Annotated in this window: 23 protein-coding genes; 11 read left to right on the top strand and 12 right to left on the bottom strand. The window is 65.1% G+C overall.

The features are described 5' to 3' along the window. Positions 1 to 5: 5 nt before the first annotated feature. A complete protein-coding gene (locus L1F06_RS08630) occupies positions 6 to 2,156 on the top strand; it encodes a type I secretion system permease/ATPase (RefSeq protein ID WP_012018295.1) in 2,151 nt (716 codons plus the stop codon). A gap of 12 nt (positions 2,157 to 2,168) precedes the next feature. Further along, positions 2,169 to 3,527 carry an HlyD family type I secretion periplasmic adaptor subunit gene (locus tag L1F06_RS08625; RefSeq protein WP_003244629.1) on the top strand — a complete coding sequence of 453 codons (1,359 nt, stop codon included), beginning with the start codon at positions 2,169 to 2,171 and terminating at the stop codon, positions 3,525 to 3,527. 109 nt (positions 3,528 to 3,636) lie between these two features. On the opposite strand, the gene L1F06_RS08620 is transcribed toward L1F06_RS08625, so the two are convergent. The 4 genes from L1F06_RS08620 to L1F06_RS08605 all read right to left on the bottom strand — a co-directional run bounded on the left by L1F06_RS08620 (position 3,637) and on the right by L1F06_RS08605 (position 8,573). After that, positions 3,637 to 4,230, bottom strand: coding sequence for a tRNA-uridine aminocarboxypropyltransferase (locus L1F06_RS08620; protein WP_129483044.1), 594 nt, complete (start codon positions 4,228 to 4,230; stop codon positions 3,637 to 3,639). A gap of 186 nt (positions 4,231 to 4,416) precedes the next feature. Further along, entirely contained in the window at positions 4,417 to 5,982 is a 1,566-nt protein-coding gene (locus L1F06_RS08615) for a methyl-accepting chemotaxis protein (RefSeq protein ID WP_129483045.1), read from the bottom strand. A 119-nt stretch (positions 5,983 to 6,101) separates the two neighbouring features. Further along, positions 6,102 to 7,001, bottom strand: a complete 900-nt coding sequence (locus L1F06_RS08610; RefSeq protein WP_003244627.1) for a LysR family transcriptional regulator — start codon at positions 6,999 to 7,001, stop codon at positions 6,102 to 6,104. 9 nt (positions 7,002 to 7,010) lie between these two features. Further along, positions 7,011 to 8,573, bottom strand: coding sequence for an EAL domain-containing protein (locus L1F06_RS08605; RefSeq protein ID WP_129483046.1), 1,563 nt, complete (start codon positions 8,571 to 8,573; stop codon positions 7,011 to 7,013). Between the two features lie 242 nt (positions 8,574 to 8,815). On the opposite strand from L1F06_RS08605, the gene speB reads away from it, so the two are divergent. From speB to L1F06_RS08580, 5 genes are all read left to right on the top strand, one after another. Beyond that, a complete protein-coding gene (gene speB, locus L1F06_RS08600; protein WP_003244625.1) occupies positions 8,816 to 9,775 on the top strand; it encodes an agmatinase in 960 nt (319 codons plus the stop codon). A gap of 78 nt (positions 9,776 to 9,853) precedes the next feature. Beyond that, complete coding sequence (locus L1F06_RS08595; RefSeq protein WP_129483047.1) at positions 9,854 to 11,248, top strand: YjiH family protein; 1,395 nt, start codon at positions 9,854 to 9,856, stop codon at positions 11,246 to 11,248. 72 nt (positions 11,249 to 11,320) lie between these two features. Further along, on the top strand, positions 11,321 to 12,922 hold the full coding sequence (locus L1F06_RS08590) for a 5-guanidino-2-oxopentanoate decarboxylase (protein ID WP_041772848.1): 1,602 nt from the start codon (positions 11,321 to 11,323) through the stop codon (positions 12,920 to 12,922). Positions 12,923 to 13,027: 105 nt separating this feature from the next. Continuing rightward, positions 13,028 to 14,368: a purine-cytosine permease family protein gene (locus L1F06_RS08585; protein WP_003244622.1), complete on the top strand. Its 1,341-nt coding sequence runs from the start codon at positions 13,028 to 13,030 to the stop codon at positions 14,366 to 14,368. Between the two features lie 193 nt (positions 14,369 to 14,561). After that, the gene (locus L1F06_RS08580) at positions 14,562 to 15,293 is read left to right on the top strand and encodes an MBL fold metallo-hydrolase (RefSeq protein ID WP_129483048.1); all 732 of its coding nucleotides are present in this window, start codon (positions 14,562 to 14,564) and stop codon (positions 15,291 to 15,293) included. Positions 15,294 to 15,301: 8 nt separating this feature from the next. Here the strand turns inward: L1F06_RS08580 and L1F06_RS24940 are convergent, their stop codons facing one another. Both L1F06_RS24940 and aceK read right to left on the bottom strand, forming a co-directional pair. Further along, positions 15,302 to 15,436: a hypothetical protein gene (locus L1F06_RS24940; protein ID WP_289781960.1), complete on the bottom strand. Its 135-nt coding sequence runs from the start codon at positions 15,434 to 15,436 to the stop codon at positions 15,302 to 15,304. A 94-nt stretch (positions 15,437 to 15,530) separates the two neighbouring features. After that, entirely contained in the window at positions 15,531 to 17,249 is a 1,719-nt protein-coding gene (aceK, locus tag L1F06_RS08575) for a bifunctional isocitrate dehydrogenase kinase/phosphatase (RefSeq protein ID WP_129483049.1), read from the bottom strand. A 207-nt stretch (positions 17,250 to 17,456) separates the two neighbouring features. Between aceK and L1F06_RS08570 the strand changes: the two genes are divergently transcribed. Continuing rightward, positions 17,457 to 18,347: a DMT family transporter gene (locus tag L1F06_RS08570; RefSeq protein ID WP_129483050.1), complete on the top strand. Its 891-nt coding sequence runs from the start codon at positions 17,457 to 17,459 to the stop codon at positions 18,345 to 18,347. 227 nt (positions 18,348 to 18,574) lie between these two features. Here the strand turns inward: L1F06_RS08570 and cysK are convergent, their stop codons facing one another. After that, positions 18,575 to 19,546: a cysteine synthase A gene (cysK, locus tag L1F06_RS08565; RefSeq protein WP_129483051.1), complete on the bottom strand. Its 972-nt coding sequence runs from the start codon at positions 19,544 to 19,546 to the stop codon at positions 18,575 to 18,577. 127 nt (positions 19,547 to 19,673) lie between these two features. On the opposite strand from cysK, the gene L1F06_RS08560 reads away from it, so the two are divergent. The 3 genes from L1F06_RS08560 to L1F06_RS08550 all read left to right on the top strand — a co-directional run bounded on the left by L1F06_RS08560 (position 19,674) and on the right by L1F06_RS08550 (position 23,116). Then, positions 19,674 to 20,756: a DUF748 domain-containing protein gene (locus L1F06_RS08560; protein ID WP_129483052.1), complete on the top strand. Its 1,083-nt coding sequence runs from the start codon at positions 19,674 to 19,676 to the stop codon at positions 20,754 to 20,756. Between the two features lie 159 nt (positions 20,757 to 20,915). Next, complete coding sequence (locus tag L1F06_RS08555; RefSeq protein ID WP_012018283.1) at positions 20,916 to 21,761, top strand: AAA family ATPase; 846 nt, start codon at positions 20,916 to 20,918, stop codon at positions 21,759 to 21,761. 176 nt (positions 21,762 to 21,937) lie between these two features. Then, the gene (locus L1F06_RS08550) at positions 21,938 to 23,116 is read left to right on the top strand and encodes a vWA domain-containing protein (protein ID WP_129483053.1); all 1,179 of its coding nucleotides are present in this window, start codon (positions 21,938 to 21,940) and stop codon (positions 23,114 to 23,116) included. 80 nt (positions 23,117 to 23,196) lie between these two features. Here L1F06_RS08550 and L1F06_RS08545 read toward each other — a convergent pair whose 3' ends face one another. The 5 genes from L1F06_RS08545 to L1F06_RS08525 form a co-directional block, all read right to left on the bottom strand. After that, entirely contained in the window at positions 23,197 to 24,264 is a 1,068-nt protein-coding gene (locus L1F06_RS08545; protein ID WP_129483054.1) for a DUF2167 domain-containing protein, read from the bottom strand. 146 nt (positions 24,265 to 24,410) lie between these two features. Beyond that, the gene (locus L1F06_RS08540; protein ID WP_003244606.1) at positions 24,411 to 24,935 is read right to left on the bottom strand and encodes a DUF2937 family protein; all 525 of its coding nucleotides are present in this window, start codon (positions 24,933 to 24,935) and stop codon (positions 24,411 to 24,413) included. Positions 24,936 to 24,948: 13 nt separating this feature from the next. After that, entirely contained in the window at positions 24,949 to 25,722 is a 774-nt protein-coding gene (locus L1F06_RS08535) for a class II glutamine amidotransferase (protein WP_003244605.1), read from the bottom strand. A 4-nt stretch (positions 25,723 to 25,726) separates the two neighbouring features. Beyond that, positions 25,727 to 26,173, bottom strand: a complete 447-nt coding sequence (locus L1F06_RS08530; protein ID WP_129483055.1) for an HIT family protein — start codon at positions 26,171 to 26,173, stop codon at positions 25,727 to 25,729. A 56-nt stretch (positions 26,174 to 26,229) separates the two neighbouring features. Beyond that, entirely contained in the window at positions 26,230 to 26,700 is a 471-nt protein-coding gene (locus L1F06_RS08525; RefSeq protein WP_003244603.1) for a hypothetical protein, read from the bottom strand. Positions 26,701 to 26,712 lie beyond the last annotated feature (12 nt).

Genomic DNA, 26,712 nt, shown 5'->3' with positions numbered 1-26,712 from the left:
CCACCATGGAACGGCCGATGCCCGCCAGCGACCCGCGGCTCAGCCATGATGACCCGCTGCTCGATGGTCTGTTGATTCTCTGTCGCCTGCACGGCTGCTCGGCCAGCCGTGGCAGCCTCAGTGCCGGCCTGCCCATGCCTGAGCAACGCCTGACTCCCGACCTGCTGGCGCGTGCCGCGGCACGGGCCGGGCTGCAAGGCCGTCTGCTGCAGCGCGATCTCGCCAGCATATCCCCTCTGAACCTGCCGGTGCTGCTGCTGCTCAAGGACGGTCGTAGCGCCGTGCTGCGGCAATGGGGCGCAAAGCAACAGGCGCAGATCCTGCCCTGCGAAACGGAGGGCGGCGAGCAGTGGGTCAGCCTTGAACAACTGGCAGCCGAATACAGCGGCAGGGCTTTCTTCGCCCGCCCGCGGCATGAGCTGGAAGAGGCGCGCACACCCCTGGTTCCGCGCATCGAGGCTTGGTTCCGCGACACACTCAAGCTGTCGCGCTGGCTCTATACCGATGCCGTACTGGCCAGCCTGCTGATCAACCTGCTGGGGCTGATGGTGCCGCTGTTCGTGATGCAGACCTACGACCGCGTGGTGCCCAACCAGGCCACCGCCACGCTCTGGGTGCTGGCCATCGGTCTGCTGATCGGTACCGGCTTCGAGCTGCTGCTGAAAATCCTGCGCGCGCACCTGCTCGACACCGCCGGCAAGAAGACCGACGTGGTGCTCTCGGCCACCCTGTTCGAGCGCATCACCGGCATGTCGATGAAGGCGCGGCCAGCCACCGTGGGCGGCTTCGCGCAGAGCATCCATGACTTCCAGGGTCTGCGCGATTTTCTCACCGCCGTAACCCTGACCAGCCTGATCGACCTGCCCTTCTCACTGCTGATGCTGCTGGTGATCTGGCTGATCGGCGGGCCGCTGGTGGCCATCCCGCTGCTGGCATTCCCGATCACCGCGCTGTTCGCCTTCATCATCCAGGTGCGCCTGCGTGACACGGTACAGAAGAGCCTGCAACTCGGCGCACAGCGCCAGGCCCTGCTGATCGAAACCCTCGGCGGCCTGGAAACGCTCAAGGCCTGCGGCGCCGAAAGCGAGCGCCAGCACCAGTGGGAACAGACCCATGGCGCCCTCACCCGCCTGGACAGCCATGCAAAGTTCCTCGCCTCGCTGGCCACCAACGGCACCCTGTTCCTGCAGCAATTCGCCGGCATGGCCACCATCGTTGCCGGCGTCTACGCGATCATCGCCGGCAACCTCAGCGTCGGTGCGCTGGTGGCCTGCTACATGCTCGGCAGCCGCATCCTCGCCCCACTGGGGCAGATCGCCGGGTTAATCACCCGCTATCAACAGGCGCGCCTGACCATGACCAGCACCGACGCGCTGATGGCGCTGCCCCAGGAGCGCCAGGACAAGCAGCGGCCGCTGGATCGCACCCAGCTCAAGGGCAGCCTGGAGATTCGCCAGGTCAGCTTCACCTACCCCGGACAGAATGCACCGGCACTGAACAACGTCAGCCTGCGTCTGGCGGCTGGTGAACGCCTCGGCATCATCGGCCGCAGCGGCTCGGGCAAGAGCACCCTGGCCCGGTTGCTGATGGCCTTCTACAGCGCCGACGAGGGGCAGATCCTCCTGGACAATCTGGACCTGCGCCAACTGGACGTGGCCGACCTGCGCCACCAGATCGGTTATGTCGCCCATGATCTGCCGCTGCTGGCCGGCAGCCTGCGCGACAACCTGACTCTCGGTGCCCGTTACGTCAGCGACGCACGCATGCTGGAGGTGGCCGAGCTGACGGGTGTGGTCGATCTGGCGCGCCAGCACCCACAAGGTTTCGACCGACCGGTGGGTGAACGCGGCCAGCTGCTCTCCGGCGGCCAGCGCCAGGCCGTGCTGCTGGCCCGCGCGCTGCTGCTCGACCCGCCAATCCTGGTGCTCGACGAGCCCACCAGCGCCATGGACAACACCAGCGAGGACCTGCTGCGCCAGCGCCTGCACAAGTGGGTGCAGGGCAAGACGCTGATCCTCATCACCCACCGCGCCTCCATGCTCAGCCTGGTGGATCGCCTGGCCGTGCTGGACAACGGCCAGGTGGTGGCGGACGGACCGAAGGAAGCGGTGATCGAAGCCTTGCGCAAGGGCCGTGTCGGCCCGGCCAGCCTGTAGGAGCGACGAGCGATGCAAGCGACCCAGAGCCTCGGCAACTACTTCGGCAGCCTGCGCGAAAAGCGCCAGGACACCGAATTCATGCCGGAAGTGGAAGGCGCCATTCTGGAGGACTCTCCCTGGCTTAGCCGCGCCACCGTCTGGGTCGTCAGTGCCTGCCTGCTCGCCGCGCTGGTGTGGGCGCACTTCGCGGTGCTGGAAGAGGTCACCACCGGCGAGGGCAAGGCCATCCCGTCGAGCAAGGTGCAGGTGATCCAGAACCTGGAGGGCGGTATCGTCAGCGAGATATTCGTGCGCGAAGGTCAGGTGGTGGACAAAGGTGACACCCTGCTGAGACTGGACGACACGCGCTTTCTCTCCAACCGCGGTGAAACCGAAGCCGACCGACTGGCGCTGATCGCCCGCCTCGAACGCCTCGGTGCCGAAGCCGAAGGGCGGGCGCCGCAACTGCCCGAAGAGATCACCCGCGACGCCCCGCAACTGGCCGAGGACCAGTTGGCCCTGTACCGCTCGCGTCAGCAACGTCTGCGCAGCGAGCAACGCACCCTGGGCGAGCAGCTGCGGCAGAAGGAGCAGGAGCTCGCCGAATTTCGCTCCAAGGCCCAGCAATACCGCTCCAGCCTCGGCCTGTTGCAACAGGAACTGAACATGTCGCAGCCGCTGGTGGCCTCGGGGGCGATTTCCGAGGTCGAGGTGCTGCGCCTGCGCCGCAGCGTGGTGGAAGTGCGCGGCTCGCTGGAGGCCACCAACCTGGCCATCCCGCGCGCCGAAGCGGCGATGAGCGAGATCAAGAGCAAGATGGAGGAATCCGAACTGGCGTTCCGCGCCGAAGCCTTCAAGGAGCTCAACGAGGTGCGCACCGAACTGCAGAAGATCACCGCCACCAGCGTCGCCATTCAGGACAAGGTCACCCGGACCACCGTGACTTCGCCGGTACGCGGCGTGATCAAGCAGCTCAAGGTCAACACCATCGGCGGCGTGGTGCAGCCCGGCAGCGATATGCTGGAAATCGTGCCGCTGGACGACAGTCTGCTGATCGAAGCCAAGGTGCGTCCGCAGGACGTGGCCTTCCTCCACCCGGGGCAGAAGGCGATGGTCAAGTTCACCGCCTACGACTACACCATCTACGGCGGCCTCAAGGCCAATCTGGAGCTGATCAGCGCAGACACCATCACCGACGAGGAGGGCAACAGCTTCTATCTGATCCAGGTGCGAACCGATAAAAGCCACCTCGGCAGCGAGGAGAATCCGCTGCTGATCATCCCCGGCATGGTCGCCACCGTGGACATCATCACCGGCGAGAAGAGCGTGCTGGCCTACCTGCTCAAGCCGGTGCTCAAGGCACGCTCGGAGGCCATGCGCGAGCGTTGATTAGCGGCCGTGCACGCTGCGTAGCCCGGATGAAATCCGGGATTGATGGTCAGCCTCCCGGATTGCATCCGGGCTACGCGACATCGCCGGATGCACCGTGCGCACCTCGTTAGCGCTGATGATTGCGGATGAAGACCTCTTCTCCCATCGCCGCGATCTGGCCTTCGATCAGCACATCGAATGGCCTGAGCAACGCATCGAAACCCTGCGGCGCCTCCAACGCATCCAGCGCGGCAACGATCGCCTCGATGGCCGAGAGCGCCCCCTCTTCCGGCGCCTTGCGCAGGCGGTAGCGCGACGGGGCCACGGCTCCCAGGCTCACGCGTGGCAACGCCGCCAGTAACGGATTGAGATGCAGCAGCTTGCGCGCCTTGCGCCAGGTGCCGTCGGGCACGACCAGCAGCAGCGGTTGCTCCTCGGGCGCATAGCCAGTCAGCGCCACGGCATCTTCCCCCGGAAACAGCAGGCAGGCGCGATAACCGGGCTGCGCCAGCAACTGCGGCAGATCATCGAACACTTCGCCCACGCGCAGCTCGGCGTTACGCAACCCCAGCGCAGCCAGGCGAGCGGTATTGAGGGCATGTCCGACCTCGCTCGGATGCTGCAGGATGAGCACACGGGTACGGCTGTCGAGGTCTGGAATCAGTGCGCACAGGCAATGGCGCAGTGGGCGCTGGCAGCGGGGGCAGGATGGTCGAGGCATGCCGCGCAGTGTGCCACGAAGCGCGGCGCCAGGCAGCACAGGCGCGCAGCCCGGATGCAATCCGGGACCATGGCCCGACGGTGCTCCGCGCTGCACAAGGGCTACAACGTATCGACTCCAGCATGCGCGCCCTGATGAGACGCGCTTTGCGGTTTGCCGCCGATCACCTTCCGCCTTCCCGCCGCATCAGCGGTTGAAACGCTCCGCCAGGCTGTGCAGGTAGTCGGCCATCTGCTCCAGCTCACGGCTGATCGCCGCGCCCTGATGCGCCTGGCCGGCACTGTGGTCGGACAGCTGGGCGATGCGGGTGATCTGCCGGCTGATGTCCTCCGCCACGTGGCTCTGCTGCTCGACAGCGGCTGCCATCTGCTGGCTCATGCCGGAGATGCGCGTCACCGCCGAGCTGATACCCTCCAGTGCGTCGCGTACCGACTCCACGCTCTGCACGCTGCCACGGGAAATCTCTTCGCCCTTGCTCGCGGTGACCACTGCGCGTTCGGCGCCAGCGCGCAGGTCGGCGATGATCTGGTGGATCTGCTCGGTGGACTGACGGGTGCGCGAGGCCAGCGAGCGCACCTCGTCGGCCACCACGGCAAACCCTCTGCCCTGCTCACCCGCCCGCGCGGCCTCGATGGCGGCATTGAGTGCCAGCAGGTTGGTCTGTTCGGCAATCGCCGTGATCACATCGGCGACGCTGCCGATGGACTGAGTGGAATTGGCCAGCTCGTTGACCGCCTGACCGATGTCGGTGACCGCCTTGGCCATCTGGCGCATGGAATCCAGACTGCCCACGGCGAGATCGCGCCCGCCCCTGGCCAGCCGGTCGGCCTCTTCGGCGGCGTGCGAGGTGTTCTGCACGTTGTGCGTCACCTCCTGAATGGTGGCGGCCATTTCGTTGATGGCAGTAGCCGACTGATCCGTCTCGGCACGCTGCTGATCGAGCAGCTCAGCACCGGAGCGCGACAGGTCGGCCGACTGCGAGGCACGTTTCTTGACGTTCTCTCCCGCATCTTCCAGGCGCGTCAACGCCGTCTGCAGGCGCGCCTCCTCGCTGATCATGGCCATGTCCAGCAATGCCTGGGCGCCTCGGTTGTCACTGTAGGTCAGCGCCACCAGTTCGCTGGTAAAGGCTTTGGGATGCTCGTCCAACGTCCGCAGGATCAGGGCACGGGTGCGGTACAACTGATAGGCCCCGAGCGCGAGCATGATGGCGAAGGTGACGGCGGCCAGCCAGCCCCCGTCGAGCACCGACTCCAGCCCCAGGATCAGGGCTGCGGCGAGAATCAGCGGCCACGAACGCACCAGGCTGTAGGTCCACTTCTGCAGATGTGGCACGGCAGGCTTGCCCTCGCGCAGGCGAGCGTAGAGCCGCTCCGCACGGCGCTTCTGCGCTTCGCTTGGCAGCGAACGCACCGACTCGTAACCGACCATGCGGCCGTCTTCGTACACCGGCGTGACATAGGCACTAACCCAGTAGAAGTCACCGTTCTTCGAGCGGTTCTTGACGATGCCCATCCAGGGCTTTCCCTGCTTGATGGTGTCCCACATATGGCCGAACACGCTCGGCGGCATGTCCGGGTGGCGCACGATGTTGTGTGGCTGGCCGATCAGCTCTTCACGGGTGAAACCGCTGATCGCGACGAAGGCGTCGTTGCAATAGGTGATCTTGCTGTTGAGGTCGGTGGTGGAGATCAGGCGCTCATCGGCGGCAAAGGTTCTTTCGCGTTGAGTCACTGGCAGGTTCTGGCGCATCGAGGCATCCCTGTCGAATGTATGGGTGAGGCAGACGTATGAATAAGTACTAGCACAGGGCAATCATGGCGCCAGGCGCCGCAGCTACGCCTTTCGACGAATAGATAGGCGACCTGGAATCAGATCTGATTGAGCTGGTTTTTCAAAAGATCGCGGAAGGTCTGGATCAGCGGCTCGCGTGAGCGGCCACGACGCAGGATCAGGGAGAACGGCGCCTGGTAGCCGAAGGTGGTGGGCAACAGCACCTTGAGCCGCTTCTGCTCCACCCAGGGCTGGGCGTAGTGCTCCGGCAGGTAGCCGATATAGGCGCCGGACAGCACCAGAATCAGCTGCGCTTCCATCGACTCTACCGTCGCTGCGCTGTGCTTGAAGCCGTGCCGCGCCAGTTCGGCCTGGCTCCAGTAGCCGCGGCCGACCATGCGCTGCTGGGTGATCACCTCGGCTGGAATGCGCCGCTGCTCGAACAGCGAATGCCGCTCGCTGCAGTACAGCCAGTGCTGTTCGCGGTACAGCGGCTGGTAGACCAGGCCGTTCATTCGCGTGGAGAACGCGCCGATGGCCAGATCCAGGCGGTTGTCCAGCACCGCCAGCTGCAGCTCGTACGGGCTCATCACCGACAGGTGCAAATGCACCCCCGGGTGCTCCTGGCTGTAGGCGCCGATCACCTCGGCCAGGGGCAGCGCCGTATCGCTCACCGTGGAATCCAGCACACCGAGATTGAGGGTGCCGCGCAACTCGCCCTTGAGCGCGGCGGAGTAGCGCTCGAAACCTTCCAGTTCGCCGAGCAGGCGCAGGGTTTCCTGATGAAACAGCTCGCCCTTGCTGGTCAGGCTGAAGCCGCCTCGCCCACGGTGACACAGCACGATGCCGAGCTGGGTCTCCAGCTGACTCATGTAGGTGCTGATGGCCGAGGTGGACAGGTTCAGTTCCTGCTGCGCGGCGGCAAAGCCCTGGTGGCGCACCACGCAGGCGAAGATGCGCAGCAGCTTGAGATCGGGTAGCGAGGTAGGAGGCGTCATGCCAGCAGTCTACCCTGGCAGCTGCACGGAAGCAGCCGGCTCGTCCAGCGCGCAGGCGAGGAATTCCGCCGCCGGCAAGGGCCGACCGAACAGGTAGCCCTGCAGATAGTCCACGCGGCGATCGCCCAGGTAGCGCAGCTGCAGCTCGTCCTCCACACCTTCGGCGATCACCTCCAGCTGCAGCTTGGCGCACAGGTCGATCACGCTGTCGAGAATGTGCAGCGACAGGGCATCTTTGCCGATCATGGCGACGAAACTCTGGTCGATCTTCAGGTAGTCCACCTTGAGCTTGTGCAGGTAACTCAGGCTGGAATGGCCGGTGCCGAAGTCGTCCAGTGCGATCTTCACGCCCATCTCGTGCAGGTCGGCGAACAGCTGATCGGTGAAGGCATCCGGCTCCAGCAGTTCGCGCTCGGTAAGCTCCAGGCTCAGCACCACCTGTCCCGGTTCGAAGGCTTGGAGAAAGTTGCGGCAGTCCTCGACCAGCTCGCGGCTGCGGCAATGGGCGGCTGCGATGTTGATGCCGACATGAAACCCGCCGCCGAGTCGATCCGCCACCGGCGCCAGCAGCTCCGCCGTCTGCCGCATCAGTTCTCGGGTCATCGGCACGATCAGGCCGGAGCTTTCCGCCAAGGGAATGAACAGATCCGGGCGCACCAGCCCCTCGCGCGGGTGCTGCCAGCGCATCAGCACCTCGGCGCCTATCCACTGCTGCGTACCGCTGCGCACCAGCGGCTGGAAATAGGGAATGAATTCTCCGGCCTGCAGTGCACGACGCAACTCGATGCTGGGGGAGCTGGAGCGCGCCAGCAGCCAGTGGCTGCCCACGCCGGCCAGTGCCCCGAGCAGCCCCAGCAGCACGAACAGCACCGGATATTGCTCGCCCATGTAGCGCAGCCGCGCGCCCCCGGGAAACGCCGCACGCACCTGATAGGGATAGCGCGTCGAACTCAGCGCGACCCGAGCCAAGGGGTATTCGGGCAGGCGCCCCGCTCGCACCAGTCCGCTGCGCGGCATCCACTGCTCCCCCACCAGCAATTGCATGAAGGCGCCGCGATCCACCGACTGCAGCACGTTGGCCAGGTAACGTCCGTCGATCGCCACCAGCGCGCCGCGCTCGTCCACGACATCGCGATACACCAGCAACGAATGATTCGGGGTGACCGGGTTGCCCGCCAGCAGCCGCAGCCGGCCCGCTACGTAGGCAGCAGAGTCGACCGGCTCCTCGAACGCGCCAAACAGCGATGAGCAGTACAGCCGCCCCCCATCCATCAGGTTGACCGAGCGCACGAAGGGCACGGTGGCGACCTGCTCGCGCAGCACCAGCTCGACCTCCGCGCAGGGTCTGCCGACCTGCGGCAATACCTCGCCGGCAGCCTGGCTGGCATTGTCGAGCATCAGGTCGATCTGGCGCACGGCGTCGGCGGCGCTGGTGCGGCTGATGTCGCGCAGCACGATTCCGGCCTGCGCGTACAGAAACATCAGGCCGAGCACGACCGGCAGCATCCCCACGGCAAGAGAGGCGCACAGTCGCAATCGGGAACGACGGGTGCGGTAAGCGGTTAATGGCATCCAGGCCTCCTCGCCGCCGGTTCCAGAACAAGCGCGCTAGGCCATATGGCCGATGCGCCGTTGCACTCAGCCTAGCAGCTGTCAACGACGCGCCTGAGCGCAGATGGAACAGTCTAGTGCCGGGCGATTAGTTTAGAAATCTCTGAACTAAGTTTTTGCCCCTGCCGATTTTTCCCTGAAGGTGCCTGGCCAAGAATCCGGACCAACGATTCCTACAACCACAACAACCGTGAGGCCTTCCCATGGACAAGGTTTTTCATCAGCCCCTGGGCGGCAACGAAATGCCCCGCTTCGGCGGCATCGCCACCATGATGCGCCTGCCCCACATCCAGAGCCCCGAGGAAAAACGCCAGCTCGACGCCGCCTTCGTCGGCGTGCCGCTGGATATCGGCACCTCGCTGCGCTCCGGCACCCGCTTCGGCCCGCGCGAGATCCGCGCCCAGTCGGTGATGATCCGCCCGTACAACATGGCCACCGGCGCCGCCCCCTTCGACTCCCTCAACGTGGCTGACATCGGCGACGTGGCGATCAACACCTTCAACCTGCTCGATGCCGTGCGCATCATCGAAGAGGCCTACGACGAGATCGTCGAGTACGGCATCAAGCCGCTGACCCTGGGTGGCGACCACACCATCACCCTGCCGATCCTGCGTGCCCTGCACAAGAAGTACGGCAAGATCGGCCTGGTGCACGTCGATGCCCACGCCGACGTCAACGACCATATGTTCGGCGAGAAGATCGCCCACGGCACCACCTTCCGCCGCGCCCAGGAAGAAGGCCTGCTCGACAGCCAGCGCGTAGTGCAGATCGGCCTGCGCGCCCAGGGCTACACCGCCGAGGACTTCAACTGGAGCCGCAAGCAGGGCTTTCGCGTGGTGCAGGCCGAAGAGTGCTGGCACCAATCGCTGGCGCCGCTGATGGCCGAAGTGCGCGAGAAGGTCGGCGGCGGTCCCGTATACCTGTCGTTCGACATCGACGGCATCGACCCGGCCTGGGCGCCCGGCACCGGCACCCCGGAGATCGGCGGGCTGACCACCATCCAGGCCATGGAAATCATCCGCGGTTGCCAGGGCCTTGACCTGATCGGCGGCGACCTGGTGGAGGTCTCGCCCCCCTACGACACCACCGGCAACACCTCGCTGCTCGGTGCCAACTTGCTCTACGAAATGCTCTGCGTGCTTCCGGGGGTTCAGCGCCGCTGACCGCCGGCTTTTATTGCTCCGCCCGGGTGCCCCGCGAGGCGCCCGGTACATCCTTACAACAACAATCAGGGTGCCCAGATGAATCGCGAAGAAACCATGCCGCTGCTGGATGACCAGCCGCCGGCCGACACCTCCTACAGCTTGCGCCAGTTCCTGATCTTCCTGATCCCGTCGCTGCTCGGCGTGCTGCTGTTTCTCACCCCCATCGTCTATGAGGAGAAGGTCACCATCGGCCTCGGCGTGATGGCCGACGCGCTCAAGGCCGCGGTCAGCGATCAGCTGCCGGCCATCGCCACCGCCCTGCTGCTTGTCTCCGCCGCCCTCGGCCTGCTCGGCAGCCTGCTCAAGCCCAAGTGGCTGACCGAACGTCGTGCGCTGAATGACCTGTTCGTGCTGCATCCGCTGTGGCTGGGTCTGCGCGTGCTCGGCGCGCTGTTCGCCGCCATGACCTTCTGGCAGTTCGGCCCGGAATGGATCTGGAACGCCAACACCGGCGGCGTGGTGCTCAAGGACCTGGCGCCGGTGCTGATCACCTTCTTCCTGGTCGCCGGCCTGATCCTGCCGCTGCTCACCGACTATGGCCTGATGGAGTTCATCGGCACCATCGTGCGCAACGTATTTCGCAAGGTCTTCGGCCTGCCCGGGCGCTCGGCCATCGACGCCATCGCCAGCTGGCTCGGCTCCGGCACCGTCGGCGTGCTGATCACCGCCCAGCAATACCAGAAAGGCTTCTACAGCGCCCGAGAGACGGCGGTGATCGCCACCAACTTCTCCATCGCCTCGATCGCCTTCAGCCTGCTGATCACCAGCTTCATGAAGCTCGATCACCTGTTCGTGCCCTTCTACCTCACCGTGGTGGTCGCCGGCCTGGCCGCCGCCATCATCACCCCGCGCATTCCGCCGCTGTCGTGGAAGAAGGACGACTACGTCGCCGGCGTCGGCAAGCAGATCAAGGAAGACGTGCCGGCCGGCACCTCGCTGCTGCGCTGGGGCGTGCTGCAGGCGGTCAGACGCGCCAATGCCAACCCCTCGCCAGCGCAGATGGTGAAGATCGGCGTGCACAACGTGGTCGACATCTGGCTGGGTCTGCTGCCGCTGGTGATGGCCATCGGCACCGTTTCCCTGGCGATTGCCGAGTTCACCCCGATTTTCAACTGGCTGTCCTACCCCTTCGTGCCCCTGCTCGAAGCCCTGCAGCTGCCGGAAGCGGCCAAGGCGGCGCCGGCCATGCTGGTGGGTTTCGCCGACATGTTCCTGCCGGCGGTACTGGGCAAGGGCATCGAGAGCGAGCTGACCCGCTTCGTGGTGGCTTGCGTGTCGCTGACCCAGCTGATCTACATGTCCGAAGTGGGCGTGCTGATCATCAAGGCCAAGCTGCCGCTGAACCTGCTGGAGCTGTTCGCCATCTTCATCATCCGTACCCTGATCACCCTGCCGATCATCGCGCTGATGGCGCACTGGATAGTCGGCTAACCCATTCCTTCCCCTCTCCCTGCGGGAGAGGGATCGGGAGTGAGGGTCTTCCTTTCCACACAGGATCTGACCATGACCACCTGCGGCGAATTTCTCGTCAAGCAACTCGAAGCCTGGGGCGTCGACACCGTGTTCGGCATCCCCGGCGTGCACACCGTGGAGCTGTACCGCGGCCTGCCGGGTAGCGGCATCCGCCATATCACTCCGCGCCACGAACAGGGCGCAGGCTTCATGGCCGACGGCTATGCCCGCGTCTCCGGCAAGCCGGGCGTGTGCTTCATCATCACCGGCCCGGGGATGACCAACATTCTCACCGCCATGGGCCAGGCCTATGCCGATTCCATCCCCATGCTGGTGATCTCCAGCGTCAACGAGCGTGCGCGCCTCGGCCTGGGCAAGGGCTATCTGCACGAGCTGCCCAACCAGCGAGCCATGACCGCCGGCGTCACCGCCTTCAGCCATACCCTGATGAGCGTCGAGGAGCTGCCCGGCGTGCTGGCCCGCGCCTTCGCCGTGTTCGAGGGCGAGCGGCCGCGCCCGGTGCATATCGAGTTGCCGTTGGACATCATTACCGCCGAGGCCACCCATATGGCCGTGGCGCCGCGGCCGACCGTGCGCCGCCCGGCGCCCAACCGCACGCTGATCCGCGAGGCGGCCGGCCTGCTCAAGCAGGCCGAACGCCCCCTGCTGCTGCTCGGTGGTGGTTGCGTCGCCGCCGAAGCCGAAGCGCGCGCCCTGGCCGCCGCGCTGGATACACCGACCGCGCTGACCATCAACGCCAAGGGCCTGCTGCCGCCGGGCCACCCGCTGCTGCTGGGCAGCAACCAGTCGCTGCGCCCGGTGCGCGACCTGGCGCTGGAGGCCGACCTGGTGCTGGCCATCGGCACCGAACTGGGCGAGACCGACTACGACGTGGTGTTCGACGGCGACTTCCGCCTGCCCGGCCGGCTGATCCGCATCGACATCGATGCCCAGCAGCTGCAGCGCAACTTCACCCCGCACCTGGCGATCCAGGGCGATGCTCGCGTGGCCATGCGCATGCTGCTGGCCGAGTTCAACCCCGGCGAACCCCGTGCGGACAGCCCCGGCGCACGGCGCACCGCCGCCGTGCAGGCACGCCTGAACGAGGACTTCAGCGGCTGGGCGCATTACCGCCAGCTGTTCGACTGCATCCTGGATGCCCTGCCCGATGCCCGCTTCGTCGGCGACTCGACGCAGACCGTGTACAGCGGCAATCACCTGGTGGAGCTGGACGGCGCGCGGCGCTGGTTCAACGCCTCCACCGGCTACGGCACCCTCGGCTACGGCCTGCCTGCGGCCATCGGCGCCAAGCTGGCCGAGCCGCAGCGCCCGGTGATCAGCCTGATGGGCGACGGCGGCATCCAGTTCACCCTGCCCGAGCTGGCCAGCGCCGTGGAAGCGCGGGTCGGCATCGTCGTGCTGCTGTGGAACAACGCCGGCTACGGCGAGATCAAGCGCTACATGCAGCGCCGCGACATCGAGCCTATCGGCGTCGACATCTACACCCCGGACCTGCTGGCCATCGCCCGCGGCTTCGGCTGCGCCGCCGAACGAGCGCGCGACCATGCGCATCTGGCCGAACTGCTGCGCAGCGCCCCGCAGGATCGCCCGCTGATCATCGAAGTGCAGGAGGCCGCGCCCTTTCATCCCTGAACCGTGGCCCGGATTGCATCCGGGCCACGGCCATAACTACAAGACCTAGCTGCACCACTGACTGCCGATCACCAATACCAATAATCAAGTACGGGGAGTCGTTACATGTTCAAGCATCTCAGCCAGCATTTCGGCCAGGACGGTCTGGCCCCCACCGACCAAGGCCATCGCAGCCTCGGCCTCGGCGGCACCACCGCCCTGTGGCTGGGCGCCAACGTGGTGGTCACCACCATCCTCACCGGCATGCTGCTGGTGCCGGATCTGAAATTTACCCAGGCCATGCTCATCGTCCTGATCGGCTCCGGTATCGGCATTCTGCCGCTGGTGCTGGTCGGTCTGATGGGCCAGCGCAGCGGCCTGACCACCATGGTGCTGGCCCGCGGCAGTTATGGCGTGCACGGCGCCAAGCTGCCGTCGCTGGTCAACCTGCTGACCCTGCTGGCCTGGAGCTGGATCCAGGCGCTGCTGGCCGGCATGAGCCTGAACTACGCGGTGGAGCACCTGACCGGCTATTCCAACCTGGCGCTGTTCACCATCCTCTGCGAGACCCTGGTGCTGCTGATCGCCCTGCGCGGCCACCTGGGCATCGAGCGCGTCGAGCGCTGGGCCGCCATCGGCATGCTCCTGCTGGCCGGTGCGGTGTTCTACGTGATGGGGCAGCAGTTCGAGTTCGAAAGCCTTTTGGCCATGCCCACCGAGCCGCGCAACGAGATCACCCCCGGCATCGCCTTCGATATCGTCATCGCCACCGCGTTTTCCTGGATTCCGCTGGCCGCCGACTACAACCGCAACTGCCGCAGCCAGGGCGTGGCGGCGGTCGGCACCTGGGTCGGCTATGTCGCCGCCACGCTGCTGGCCATGGGCCTGGGCGCCACGGTGTCGGGCTTCTCGGTACTCACCGGCATGGAGCAGACCTATGATCCCGCCGTGCTGCTGGCCGGTTTCGGCTTCGGTCTGCCGGCGGCCATCGTGGTCTTCCTCTCGGTGATGACCACCAACGTCATGTGCGTGTACAGCGCCTCGCTGTCGTACCTGAACATCAGCCCGAACACCCGCTTCTGGAAGCCGGCGCTGTGCATCGGCGTGCTGTCGATCCTGGGTTCGCAGATCCCCGGCATTCTCGACAACTTCCAGAGCTTTTTGCTGGTGATCGGCAGCGTGTTCATCCCCGCCTTCGCCGTGCTGATCGCCGACTACTTCCTGATTCACAAGGGCGACTACGCGGTGGACGAGCTGCTCAGCGAGGACGGCGGCCGCTATCGCTACCTGAACGGCTTCAACCCGGCCGCCTTCGTCGCCTACGGCCTGGGTGCGGCGCTGGCTTATTACTGGGGCTGGGTCTCGCCGCTGGCTTGGGGCGCTTCGCTGCCGGTGTTCCTGATCACCGCTGCGAGCTATGCCGTGCTGCGGCGCTGGGTGCTGGTGCCGCGGGCACAGCTGGCGTAGCGCGGCCAATTGAACGAGCGAAAAGAGCCGGTGCGCGCGGCGCACCCTACGAGACTGGTAGCGGAGGCGCAGCTGGCGTAGCGTGATGAGGAGCGCGGCGGGTTGCACCCGCCCTACCGGAAACGACGCCCCGTAGGGCGGGTGCAACCCGCCAAGGTCATCGCCGAATGCGAACCCGGTTTGAGTAACCACCATGAAAATCGTCAGCCGTGACCGCTGGTTCGAGGTGGAGCACCGCCACGATGGCATCTGCCTGATCCTCGAGCCCTACGTGCGCCCCTTCTACCGCTGCAACATGTGGCATGTGCAGGGGCGCGCGCATGACGTGCTGATCGACTCCGGCTCCGGGCTGGTCAGCCTGCGCGAGCAGCTGCCCTGGCTGACCGAAAAGCCGCTGCTGGCGGTGGCCAGCCACTGCCATTTCGACCATATCGCCGGGCATCACGAATTCGCCGAGCGCCTGGTGCATCCGGCCGAGGCCGAGATCCTCGCCGCACCGGATGGCGCCAATACCCTGGCCACGGACTTCGTCGGCGACGAGATGTTCGAGGCGCATCCGGACTGCCCGCTGTGCTACGCCGAATACCGGGTACGGGCAGCGCCGGCCACCCGCCTGATCGAGGATGGCGATGTGCTGGATCTGGGAGATCGGGTGTTGCAGGTGCTGCACACGCCCGGCCATTCACCCGGCGGTATCAGCCTGTGGGAAACGAGGACGCAGACGCTGTTCTCCGGCGACATCCTCTACGACGGCCCGCTGATCGAGGACGCCTACCACTCCAACCTGGAGGATTACGCGCGCAGCCTTGCGCGCCTGCGCGAGCTGCCCGTACGCACCGTGCACGGCGGGCATTTCGCGAGTTTCTCCGGCGAGCGCATGCGCGAGCTGATAGACGCCTGGTTCGACGCCCATCGGCTCAGTTGACGGGCCTGTCAGCGACGCCCACGCGCCTCGCGACGCAGGCGCTCCTGCTCGGCCTGGCTGATGCGTACTGGCTGGGGTTGCAGGGTGCCGACTCCGAAGGCCTGCAGCAGGCGGTGAAACTGTTCTTGCAGCTTGGCGAGCATGGGTACGACCTCCTGCCAAGTGAATGGACGAACCGGCCGCAGCCGGCTCTGTTAACAGATTAGTTGCGCCAGGCCCGAATTCAACTGACCTGGATCACTCCACCGGACTCTTGCGCCGATAGGGAAACACGTCGATTACCTTGCCGGCACGAATCGCATCCTGCAATTGCTTCCAGTAATCGGCGTCATAGAGATTGCCGTGCAGCTGGCTGAACAGCCGGCGCTGCTTGATATCGGCGAACAGAAAAGGCGGAAACTCTTCCGGAAACACGTCCATCGGCCCTACCGAATACCAGGGTTCGGAGCTCATCTCGTCCTCGGGAAAGCGCGGCGGCGGAATACGGCGGAAATTCACTTCGGTAAGAAAGCAGATCTCGTCGTAGTCGTAGAACACCACACGGCCGTGACGGGTGACGCCGAAGTTCTTCAGCAGCATGTCGCCGGGGAAGATATTGGCCGCCGCCAGCTGCTTGATGGCCAGGCCGTAGTCGTCCAGCGCCTCGCGCACCTGCGCCTCGCTGGCGCTCTCGAGGTAGAGGTTCAACGGCGTCATGCGCCGCTCCGTCCAGCAGTGCCGGACCAGGACGGTGTCGCCCTCCACCACCACGGTCGAGGGCGCTACCTCGAGCAGTTCGGCCAGGCATTCGGGCTCGAACTTGGCCTTGGGGAAACGGAAGTCGGAGAACTCCTGGGTATCGGCCATGCGCCCTACCCGATCGACGCTCTTCACCAGCCGATACTTCTCGATCACCGTCTTGCGGTCCACCGTCTTGGCGTGGGCGAAGCGGTCCTTGATGATCTTGAACACGGTATTGAAGCCCGGCAGGGTGAACACGCTCATCACCATGCCGCGCACCCCGGGCGCCATGATGAAGCGGTCATCGGTGCTGGCCAGGTGGCCGATCAGGGCACGGTAGAATTCGGACTTACCGTGCTTGTAGAAACCGATCGAGGTGTACAGCTCGGCGATGTGCTTGCCCGGCAGGATGCGCTTGAGAAAACCGACGAACTCGGCGGGAATCGCCACGTCCACCATGAAATAGCTGCGAGTGAAGGAGAAGATGATCGACACCTCCGCCTCGTCGGTGATCGCCGCATCGACCTGGATGCCCAGCCCTTCGCGGTGCAGCAGGGGGATCACCAGCGGCCATTGCTCGTCCGGGGTGTAGATGCGCCCGACCAGATAGGCACCCTTGTTGCGGTACAACACCGAGGAGAACAGCTCGATGCACAGCTGCGGGTCCTTGCAGATCCAGTCCGGCAGGCTGGCGCGCAGCTGCTCCTCCAGGCGTTGCAAATCGCGCGGCAGATCCTCATAGGGCACGTCGAAACGGTAGTCGTCGAAGATCGCCTGCAAGGCCAGGTGCAGTTCGCCGGCAGGCCGGTAGCTGCGCGTCTGCGCAGCGCTGGGCTGGTTGCGCAGCGACGGTCGGGTGGTATGGATGAACATGCAGCCATCGCTGATCAGGTCATGGCTGAACAGGCTGCAGAAGATCGAGTTGAACCAGGTTTCCGCCAGTTCGTCGTCGAAGCGCAGATCGATCAGGGCGATATAGGCGCTTTTCACTAGAGGCCACTGACCCACTTCCAGCAAGGACTCATCGAAGCCCTCGAGCAGGCGCTCACGGGTCTGCGCCACCTTCTCTTCGTACAGATTGATGCGCGCGGCCGAGGCGCGCTGCGCCTCCTGCCATTGCGCCTGCTCGAAGCGCACCCGCGCGCCATCGGTGATCTGACGAAAGTGCTCGCGGTAATCGTCGAAGCCATCGAGGATCAGGCGAGCGATCTCGCCGGCCGGCCATTGTTGCCCCATGGAAGTGCCTCGCAAGGAAATGAGTGAAGCGAGCTTAGCCGCAAAGTCGGCCAAACGTAGCCCGAATGCAATCCGGGGACTATCCCCGGTCCCCGGATTTCATCCGGGCTACGGGTTGGCACAAACCTCGTTCGAAAGCGCAATGCGGATTGCCAGAACCCCGCCCAGCGGCAACACTCTCGGCCCCATCCTGACGGATATACCACCTTGCGTACCGCCGATCTGTTTCGCCTGCTGCTGCTTGCCGCCATCTGGGGCGCCAGCTTCCTGTTCATGCGCGTTGCCGCGCCGGCGCTGGGCAGCATGCCGACTGCCTTCTTTCGCGCCAGCTTCGGCGCGCTGGGCCTGCTCGCACTGCTGGTGCTGCTGCGCAGCGACTGGGACTTTCGCGGCAAGCTGCGCATCTGCCTGGGGCTGGGGGTGATCAACGCCGGCCTGCCTTCGGCCATGTACTGCCTGGCGGCGCTGATCCTGCCGGCCGGTTACTCGGCGATCTTCAACGCCACCACGCCCTTGATGGGCGTACTGATCGGCGCACTGTTCTTCCATGAAGGCATCACCCCGAGCAAGGCGGCGGGCGTGTTTCTCGGCCTGCTCGGCGTGGCGGTGCTGACCCGCACCGGCCCGGTGGCCTTCGATCTGCAACTGCTGCTCGGTGCCGGCGCCTGCCTGGTGGCCACCACCTGCTATGGCTTCGCCGGTTTTCTCACCCGCCGCTGGATCGGCCAGCAGGGCGGCCTGGACAACCGCCTGACCGCCTTCGCCAGCCTGGTCGGCGCCAGTGTGTTCCTGCTGCCGTTGTTCGCCGGCAGCCTGGCGCTGCAACCGCCGCCAAGCTGGGGAGGCATCGAGGTATGGCTGTCGCTGGCTGCCCTCGGCCTGGTCTGCACGGCGTTCGCCTATGTCCTGTATTTCCGCCTGCTGGCGGATATCGGGCCGATCAAGGCCAGCACCACCACCTTCCTGATACCGCCGTTCGGCGTCCTCTGGGGCGCCCTGCTGCTGGGCGAACCACTCAGTTGGGACTACCTGCCGGGCGGCGTGCTGATCGCGCTGGCCCTGTGGCTGGTGGTGCGGCCAGGAGCTGCCAAAGTCTGAGCGATGGTGCGCATGGCGCACCCTACGGCCGGGGACTGCCAGAGCGTAGGGTGCGCCGTGCGCACCAGGGCCATGGCTGAAACCCACTGATCGGCATGGCGCCATGGCTGATGATGCAATCGGCTGTCAAAGCCTGAGCCGCGGTGCGCACGGCGCACCCTGCGATCGGACGCGGTGCCCCTACGAAAAAGCCGCCCGTAGGCGGCTTGGTTGCGCTGAATCGGTTGTTACTGCTGCAGCTCCTGTTCGGTGAACAGGCCATCGAACAGCATCGAAGTCAGGTAGCGCTCGCCCGAGTCCGGCAGGATCACCACGATGGTCTTGCCCAGCATTTCCGGCTTCTCCGCCAGACGCACCGCCGCGACCATCGCCGCGCCGCATGAGATGCCGCAGAGAATGCCCTCCTCGCGCATCAGACGCAGCGCCATGGCCTTGGCGTCCTCGTCGGCCACCTGTTCGACCTGATCGACCATCGCCAGGTCGAGGTTCTTCGGCACGAAACCGGCGCCGATGCCCTGGATCTTGTGCGGCGCCGGCTTGACCTCGGCGCCCGCCAGGGTCTGGCTGATCACCGGCGAACCCACCGGCTCCACCGCCACCGAGAGGATCGGCTTGCCCTGATTCTGCTTGATGTAGCGCGATACGCCGGTAATGGTGCCGCCGGTGCCGACACCGGCCACCAGCACGTCGATGGCGCCGTCGGTATCACGCCAGATCTCCGGGCCGGTGGTCTTTTCATGAATGGCCGGGTTGGCCGGGTTCTCGAATTGCTGCGGCAGGTAGTAGTCGGGGTTGGCGGCGGCCAGCTCGTTGGCCTTCTCGATGGCGCCCTTCATGCCCTTGGCCGGCTCGGTCAGTACCAGCTCGGCACCCAGGGCCTTGAGCACCTTGCGTCGCTCCAGGCTCATCGATGCCGGCATGGTCAGCACGAGCTTGTAGCCGCGCGCGGCGGCGACGAAGGCCAGGCCGATGCCGGTGTTGCCCGAGGTAGGCTCGACGATGGTCATGCCCGGCTTGAGCACACCGCGCTCCTCGGCGTCCCAGATCATGCTGGCGCCGATGCGGCACTTGACCGAATAGGCCGGGTTGCGCCCCTCGATCTTGGCGAGGATGGTCACGCCTTTCGGCCCCAGGCGGTTGATCATCACCAGCGGTGTATTGCCGATGGCCTGGGAGTTGTCAGCGAAGATGCGGCTCATGATTCCTTCCTAAGCAGATGAACGTCGGATAAAGACACCAGCCTATGCCCAGGTGCAGCGGCAGTCCAGCCGAACAGAATGCCGCGCGCGCAGTCCATCGAAGATAGGTGACTCGATGGACTGTCCGATGAAACGACGCTACAGCTGGCCCCTCAGGGCCGTGCTCGTTGCGCTGCTGCTGGTGCTGGCGGCGCAGCTGACCCTGCCCTGGCTGATTCGCGACTACCTCAACGACAAGCTCGCCGACATGGGCGACTACCAGGGCCGGATCAGCGATATCGACCTGGCCTGGTGGCGCGGTGCCTACCGAATCAACGGGCTGAGCATCGTCAAGGTGACCGGCGACGTACCGGTGCCGCTGCTCGACGCCCCGCTGATCGACATCTCGGTGAGCTGGCCGCCGTTGTGGCGCGAGCGCGCGGTGGTGGCCGAGGTGTACTTCGAACGACCGCAGTTGAACTTCGTTGATGGCGGCGAGAATGAGCAGGCCGACCAGACCGGTGCCGGCACCGACTGGCGCGACCAGTTGAACAAGCTGCTGCCCATCACCCTCAACGAACTGCGAGTGATCGACGGACGCATCACCTTTCACAACTTCACCACCAGTCCCAAGGTGGAACTGAGCGCGGACGAGGTCAACGCCAGCCTTTACAACCTCACCAATGTCGGTGACGAGCCGGGCGACCGGGTCGCGCATTTCGAAGGTCGCGCCCTTCTGCTGGAGCACGCGCCGCTGGAAGCCGAGGCGACCTTCGATCCGTTCGAGCAATTCGAGGATTTCGAGCTGCGCCTGCGCGCGCGGGACATCGACCTGACCCGCTTCAACGACTTCGCCCGTGCCTATGGCCGCTTCGACTTCAAGCGCGGCAGCGGCGACCTGGTGATCGAGGCCAGCGCCGACGATGCCCAGCTCAGCGGCTATATCAAGCCGCTGCTGCGCGAAGTGGAGGTGTTCGACTGGGAGCAGGATGTCGAAGACGAGGACAAGGGCGTGCTGCGCTCGCTGTGGGAGGCGCTGGTCGGCGGTGGCGAAACCCTGTTGAAGAACCAGCGCCGCGATCAGTTCGCCACCCGCGTGGAGCTCAGCGGCAACGTGCATGATCAGGAAGTGAGCGCCTTCCAGGCCTTTCTGGAAATCCTGCGCAATGGCTTCGTCGAGGCCTTCGATCCGCGCTTCGAACGTCCGCCGCCGCAACAGGACGACGCCTAGCGGGCAAGTTCCAGCAGGCGCGCAGCCCCGTGACCGACCATTCAGTGACTGAATGCTGCGTCTGCGTTCACACTGCGCCGGGACGCACGTTATAGTCAGCGCTTCAACCTGATACCGAACGCCCGGCACGGCCGGCCGTTACCGTTCGAGGATTTTCCGATGAAGTTCGAAGGCACCCAGTCCTACGTCGCCACCGACGACCTCAAGCTCGCGGTCAATGCCGCCATTACCCTGCAGCGCCCGCTGCTGGTCAAGGGCGAGCCAGGTACCGGCAAGACCATGCTCGCCGAGCAACTGGCCGAGGCCTTCGGCGCCAAGCTGATCACCTGGCACATCAAGTCCACCACCAAGGCGCACCAGGGCCTGTACGAATACGATGCGGTCAGCCGCCTGCGCGATTCGCAGCTCGATTCCGACAAGGTTCACGACGTTCGCAACTACATCAAGAAGGGCAAGCTGTGGGAGGCGTTCGAGTCCGACGAGCGCGTGATCCTGCTGATCGACGAGATCGACAAGGCCGACATCGAGTTCCCCAATGACCTGTTGCAGGAACTCGACAAGATGGAGTTCTACGTTTACGAGACCAACGAGACGATCAAGGCCAAGCAGCGGCCGATCATCATCATCACCTCGAACAACGAGAAGGAACTGCCGGACGCCTTCCTGCGCCGCTGCTTCTTCCACTACATCGCCTTCCCGGATCGCGACACCCTGAAGAAGATCGTCGACGTGCACTACCCCAACATCAGCGGCGAACTGGTGGCCGAGGCGCTGGACGTGTTCTTCGACGTGCGCAAGGTGCCGGGCCTGAAGAAGAAGCCATCGACCAGCGAACTGGTGGACTGGCTCAAGCTGCTGATGGCCGACAATATCGGTGAAGCGGTGCTGCGCGAGCGCGACCCGACCAAGGCCATCCCGCCGCTGGCCGGTGCCCTGGTGAAGAACGAGCAGGATGTGCAGCTGCTCGAGCGCCTGGCCTTTATGGCGCGCCGCGCTTCTCGGTAAACATCGGGCGGCTGCGCGTCGGCCAGGCTGCGTTGAGAGCAGGCTCGCAATGCTCATGTACAAAAGTACACTGCGCTTGCTCGCCTGCTCTCGCCTTGCCTGACTCTAGCTCGCTCGCCCTTCCTCTGGTGCGGGCAGTGGCCACAGGCAGTCACAGACTTTCATGAGGGCATAGCATGCTGCTCAACCTGTTCAACGAAATGCGTGCGGCCAAGGTGCCGGTGTCGGTGCGCGAGCTGCTCGACCTGATCAACGCGCTCAAGCACAACGTCGTGTTCGCAGACATGGACGAATTCTATTACCTGGCGCGCGCGATTCTGGTGAAGGACGAACGTCACTTCGACAAGTTCGACCGCGCCTTCGGCGCCTACTTCAAGGGCTTGGAAAACCTCAATCAGCATATCGAGGCGATGATCCCCGAGGAGTGGCTGCGTAAGGAGTTCGAGCGCCTGCTGACCGACGAGGAGAAGGCGCAGATCCAGAGCCTCGGCGGCCTGGACAAGCTGATCGAGGAGTTCAAGAAGCGCCTCGAGGAGCAGAAGGAAAAGCACGCCGGCGGCAACAAGTGGATCGGCACCGGCGGCACCAGCCCGTTCGGCTCCGGCGGCTACAACCCGGAAGGCATTCGCGTGGGCGATGCCGGCAAGCGCCAGGGCAAGGCCGCCAAGGTGTGGGACCAGCGCGAGTACAAGAACCTCGACGACCAGGTCGAGCTGGGCACGCGCAACATCAAGGTGGCGCTGCGCCGCCTGCGCAAGTTCGCCCGTCAGGGCGCGGCCGAAGAGCTGGATCTGGACGGCACCATCGACCACACTGCAAAAGACGGTGGCCTGCTCAACATCCAGATGCGCCCGGAACGGCGCAACACGGTCAAGCTCCTGCTGCTGCTGGACATCGGCGGCTCGATGGATGCCCACGTCAAGGTCTGCGAGGAGCTGTTCTCGGCCTGCAAGACCGAATTCAAACACCTGGAATATTTCTACTTCCACAATTTCATCTACGAGAGCGTGTGGAAGAACAACCTGCGCCGCACCAGCGAGCGCACCTCGACGATGGACCTGCTGCACAAGTACGGCGCCGACTACAAGGTGGTGTTCGTCGGCGATGCGGCCATGGCCCCCTACGAGATCACCCAGGCCGGCGGCAGCGTCGAGCATTGGAACGAGGAAGCCGGCTACGTCTGGATGAAACGCTTCACCGAGAAGTTCAAGAAGATCATCTGGATCAACCCCTACCCCAAGGACACCTGGAACTACACCGCCTCCACCAATCTGGTGCGTGAGCTGATCGAGGATCGTATGTACCCGCTGACCCTGCAGGGCCTGGAAGACGGGATGAAGTACCTGTCCAAGTAAGGCTTGAAGCCGCAACGAAAAACGCCGCGAATCCCGTGCAGGGTTCGCGGCGTTTTTCGTTGCCCGGATGAAAGTAGAACTCAGCGCTTGTCCGCGTCGTCCGGCTTGTTCAAATCCATCACCGTACGCGTCGGCGCCTGTACCGGCTCCTCCGGCTTGGCCTCAGCAGGCGCAGTCACAGGAACGGCCGCTGCGCTCGTCTCGTCGCTCGCGGTGTCCTTCTTGCGCAGGCCGATACGTTTGAACAGCCAGCCGACCAGCACCACCGGGATGAACCAGAACTTTTTCAGCAGTACCAGCAGCATGGCCAGCAGGCCTGTCTTGGCCGCCACCTTGCCGGCGACCAGCGCGCCCAGACCGTAGGCGGCCACGGTGTCCAGGTCCGGGTCGAACTCGGCATAGCGCTGGCCGGGGTTGAACTCGGTCGCCGCCAGCACGGCCGGCACGCTGGCTTCGATCTCCGCCAGCTGATCCATATTGGCGACAAAATTCAGCACCAGCACACCCTTACGACCCAGCACGCGGATGTTGTAGTTGAGGGTGTTGGCCTCGCTGTCACCGAACTTCAGTTCCTTGGCCCAGTACAGCTTCTTGCCCTCGGCGTCGTAATGCGGCGCGGCGGCCCAGCCAACCAGTTGCACCGGCTCGTAGCCGTTTTCCTCGCGCCAGGTGTTGGCCTCGCGCATGTCGGCCTGCATGTCCTTGAGCATGTCGGCGTAGTCGATGTCGGCGGCGTCCTCGTCGGACACGTAACCGCTGTCTTCGTACTCCACCGTCACGCCCCAGGACTCTTCGGACAAGGGCGAGATACCGGCCGGCAGGATCATGCCCAGCGGCGGTACGTCATCTGGCGGGTTGCCCCAGGCATCGACCAGCAGACGCTGGGCATTATCGCCGTCGAGAAATACCAGTGAATCAGGCAGATTGAGGGTGGCCAGATCATTGCCGAGCATCACTCGCCCAGTCTTGAACTCCAGACTGGCGACGAATTCTTCGGGGCTGATGTACTGCGCCGATTCCTCGGCTTCGCCCACTTCCTCGTCGACTGCAGCAGAAGCTGGCTCGGCGTCGGAATCGGCGTAGGCAACGGGCATCAACGGCAGGATGGCAGCCAGCGCGGCTGCCAGGATCGAATCCTTGATCGACATGGAAACTCCATTTACACGGGTTAGGGAAATGTAACGACGTATTACATTAGCACGTCCCTGCCCCCCCTTCAGGCGAACCAGCGCACTTTTTACGGCCAGCCAACCATAGCGCCGTCGCCGGCCGATCACCGCTGGCGATTGGACGCTCAGCGCCAGTGACGTTGCTGGGTACGTCTGATCCGGCCGGCACCGAGCATCCAGCCGAACAGCAGCACCAGCAGCTCGGCCAGCCAGGCCAGCAGCAGCGCGCAGATCACGCCCCAGAGAATGGCCTCGGGGGTGAACAGCACCTGGTAACGGTAGGCCTGCAGGGTCTCGCCGAGCAGATCGCGGTCGGCGCCGGTGGCCAGGTGCCAGGCCTGGGCGTACCAGGGCCCCTGCATGGCCTGCCATTCACGTTCCAGCAGGGCCGAGCGCTGCACCAGATGCGCGACGCTCTGCGCGTCGCTGCGCATCACCGGATCGTCGCTGACGCGATAGTGCGCCACCAGCGCATCCATATCGCCCTTGAAGAACTTCTGCGCAGTGTCCTGAAAGCCCTTCAGGCTCTGCTGCGACTCCAGCCGGCGGGCCTCGACGCGCTTGCCGTAATCGTCGATGAAGCCCGGCACCTGCACGCCCAACAGCAGACCGAAGGCGAACAAGGCCAGGCGCAGATAGCTTCTCAGCATGCTTCCCTCCCGCTCAGGCTCTGCCGTCGGCGATGGATTCGCCGCGACGCCACAGGCGCCACTCACCCGGTTGATACAGCGACCAGTGCTCGTTGTCGGTCAGCGGCTCGGTGGCGATCACCGTGACCACGTCGTCGGGCGTGGTTTCCGCCTGGAAATCCACGCGCAGCTCGGCGTCCTTGAGCTGCGCCGGGCCGAACGGCGCGCGCCGGGTGATATGCGCCAGCTTGCTCGAACAGAAGCTGAACAGCCAGTCGCCGTCGCTGAGCAGGCAGTTGAACACGCCGAGTTTGCGGTAGCTGGCGCAGGCTGCCACCAGCACCGGCAGCAGCATCTCCACCGAAACCGGCTCGGGAAAGGCGCGACGCACGCGGTTGAGCAGATCGCAGAATGCCGCCTCGCTGTCGGTATCGCCGACCGGGCGGTAAAAGCTGGTGGAACCTTCGAGACCGGCCAGCTGGCCGTTGTGGGCGAAGCACCAGTTGCGTCCCCAGAGCTCGCGGACGAAGGGATGGGTGTTGGCCAGGCAGACCTTGCCGACGTTGGCATGGCGGATGTGACCGATCACCACCTCGCTCTTGATCGGATAACGCTGCACCAGCTGCGCCACTTCCGATTCGCTGCTCGCCCGCGGGTCCTGAAACAGGCGCAGGCCGCGCCCTTCGTAGAAACCGATGCCCCAGCCGTCGCGGTGCGGGCCGGTGCGGCCGCCACGCTGCATCAGCCCGGTGAAGCTGAAGACGATATCGGTGGGTACGTTGGCGCTCATGCCGAGCAATTCGCACATCGGGTCAGTTCTCCTTGCTGAGAATCGCACGCAGCTGCTCGGCTTCGGCCTCGAGGCGTGCCTGCAGGCGCTTGCGCCCCAGGGGGACAAAGCGTACCAGCAGACGCCAGAGCAGCACCGGCAGATCGCCGCGGCGGCGCGGAATCAGGTGCAGATGCAGATGCGGAACATGCTGGTTGGAATCCGGGCCATCGTTGATCAGCAGGTTGATGCCCTCGCGCCCATAGCCCGCCACACGCAGCGCCGCGGCGACCTTGTCGGCCAGTGCCAGCAGGCGCTCGCGCGCCGCAGCAGGCAGTTCCTTGAGATAAGGCGCGTGGACACGGCTGACGATCAGCACGTGAGCCGGGCGCATGGGAAAGATGTCCAGCAGGACGATGAAATCCTCGTCTTCGTACAGCTTATGCGCCGGCAACTGGCCGGCGGCGATGGCGCAGAACACGCAGGTCATGAGGCCTCCATCCAAGAGGCCATCATGCTGAACGGCAGCCCTGGCCGGCGCAAGGGCTAAATGCGCGGTTCCAGGCGGCCGTTGCGATCGCGCTCGTAGGGACGGGCCAGGCGCTCGTCGTCCTGATCCATCAACTCGCGCAGGGTACGCGGGTCTTCGTCTTCTTCGACGTGCGCCTCGTGCCGCCCCTGCCACCAGCGCTCGATGGGCCAGCGCACGGCGACGAACACCAGGTAGACGGCCAGGGCGATCAGCGCATACAGCGTGAGATCGGCCACCGCACGCCAGGCGTTGTTGCCGACCTTGAGCAGCAGGTCCATCGCCGTTACCGCCAGCGCCGGGGCGAACAGCTCACGTGACGGATCGACGATGGTCGGGCTGAACAGCAGCACCGCCCCCAGCACCCGCAGCGGCTCGCGCAGGTAGCGCCACATCCAGCTGGTCAGGCGCATCCATACCAGCAGGCAGCCCAGTGCGGCGACGCCGTAGGCAGCCCAGGCAAGGAGGTAGTCGTTCTCGTTCATCATAAAGCGGCGGTC

This window comes from Pseudomonas hydrolytica (assembly GCF_021495345.1).
GTDB lineage: Bacteria > Pseudomonadota > Gammaproteobacteria > Pseudomonadales > Pseudomonadaceae > Aquipseudomonas > Aquipseudomonas hydrolytica.
Note: the sequence above shows the minus strand (reverse complement) of the source record. Positions and strands in the feature narration are given on the sequence as shown.

Excerpts from the sequence above, each read along its gene's own strand:
- L1F06_RS08630 (WP_012018295.1), top strand. The coding sequence starts at position 6 with ATGGAACGGCCGATGCCCGCCAGCGACCCGCGGCTCAGCCATGATGAC.
- L1F06_RS08625 (WP_003244629.1), top strand. The coding sequence starts at position 2,169 with ATGCAAGCGACCCAGAGCCTCGGCAACTACTTCGGCAGCCTGCGCGAA.
- L1F06_RS08620 (WP_129483044.1), bottom strand. The coding sequence starts at position 4,230 with ATGCCTCGACCATCCTGCCCCCGCTGCCAGCGCCCACTGCGCCATTGC.
- L1F06_RS08615 (WP_129483045.1), bottom strand. The coding sequence starts at position 5,982 with ATGCGCCAGAACCTGCCAGTGACTCAACGCGAAAGAACCTTTGCCGCC.
- L1F06_RS08610 (WP_003244627.1), bottom strand. The coding sequence starts at position 7,001 with ATGACGCCTCCTACCTCGCTACCCGATCTCAAGCTGCTGCGCATCTTC.
- L1F06_RS08605 (WP_129483046.1), bottom strand. The coding sequence starts at position 8,573 with ATGCCATTAACCGCTTACCGCACCCGTCGTTCCCGATTGCGACTGTGC.
- speB (WP_003244625.1), top strand. The coding sequence starts at position 8,816 with ATGGACAAGGTTTTTCATCAGCCCCTGGGCGGCAACGAAATGCCCCGC.
- L1F06_RS08595 (WP_129483047.1), top strand. The coding sequence starts at position 9,854 with ATGAATCGCGAAGAAACCATGCCGCTGCTGGATGACCAGCCGCCGGCC.
- L1F06_RS08590 (WP_041772848.1), top strand. The coding sequence starts at position 11,321 with ATGACCACCTGCGGCGAATTTCTCGTCAAGCAACTCGAAGCCTGGGGC.
- L1F06_RS08585 (WP_003244622.1), top strand. The coding sequence starts at position 13,028 with ATGTTCAAGCATCTCAGCCAGCATTTCGGCCAGGACGGTCTGGCCCCC.
- L1F06_RS08580 (WP_129483048.1), top strand. The coding sequence starts at position 14,562 with ATGAAAATCGTCAGCCGTGACCGCTGGTTCGAGGTGGAGCACCGCCAC.
- L1F06_RS24940 (WP_289781960.1), bottom strand. The coding sequence starts at position 15,436 with ATGCTCGCCAAGCTGCAAGAACAGTTTCACCGCCTGCTGCAGGCCTTC.
- aceK (WP_129483049.1), bottom strand. The coding sequence starts at position 17,249 with ATGGGGCAACAATGGCCGGCCGGCGAGATCGCTCGCCTGATCCTCGAT.
- cysK (WP_129483051.1), bottom strand. The coding sequence starts at position 19,546 with ATGAGCCGCATCTTCGCTGACAACTCCCAGGCCATCGGCAATACACCG.
- L1F06_RS08560 (WP_129483052.1), top strand. The coding sequence starts at position 19,674 with ATGAAACGACGCTACAGCTGGCCCCTCAGGGCCGTGCTCGTTGCGCTG.
- L1F06_RS08555 (WP_012018283.1), top strand. The coding sequence starts at position 20,916 with ATGAAGTTCGAAGGCACCCAGTCCTACGTCGCCACCGACGACCTCAAG.
- L1F06_RS08550 (WP_129483053.1), top strand. The coding sequence starts at position 21,938 with ATGCTGCTCAACCTGTTCAACGAAATGCGTGCGGCCAAGGTGCCGGTG.
- L1F06_RS08545 (WP_129483054.1), bottom strand. The coding sequence starts at position 24,264 with ATGTCGATCAAGGATTCGATCCTGGCAGCCGCGCTGGCTGCCATCCTG.
- L1F06_RS08540 (WP_003244606.1), bottom strand. The coding sequence starts at position 24,935 with ATGCTGAGAAGCTATCTGCGCCTGGCCTTGTTCGCCTTCGGTCTGCTG.
- L1F06_RS08535 (WP_003244605.1), bottom strand. The coding sequence starts at position 25,722 with ATGTGCGAATTGCTCGGCATGAGCGCCAACGTACCCACCGATATCGTC.
- L1F06_RS08530 (WP_129483055.1), bottom strand. The coding sequence starts at position 26,173 with ATGACCTGCGTGTTCTGCGCCATCGCCGCCGGCCAGTTGCCGGCGCAT.
- L1F06_RS08525 (WP_003244603.1), bottom strand. The coding sequence starts at position 26,700 with ATGATGAACGAGAACGACTACCTCCTTGCCTGGGCTGCCTACGGCGTC.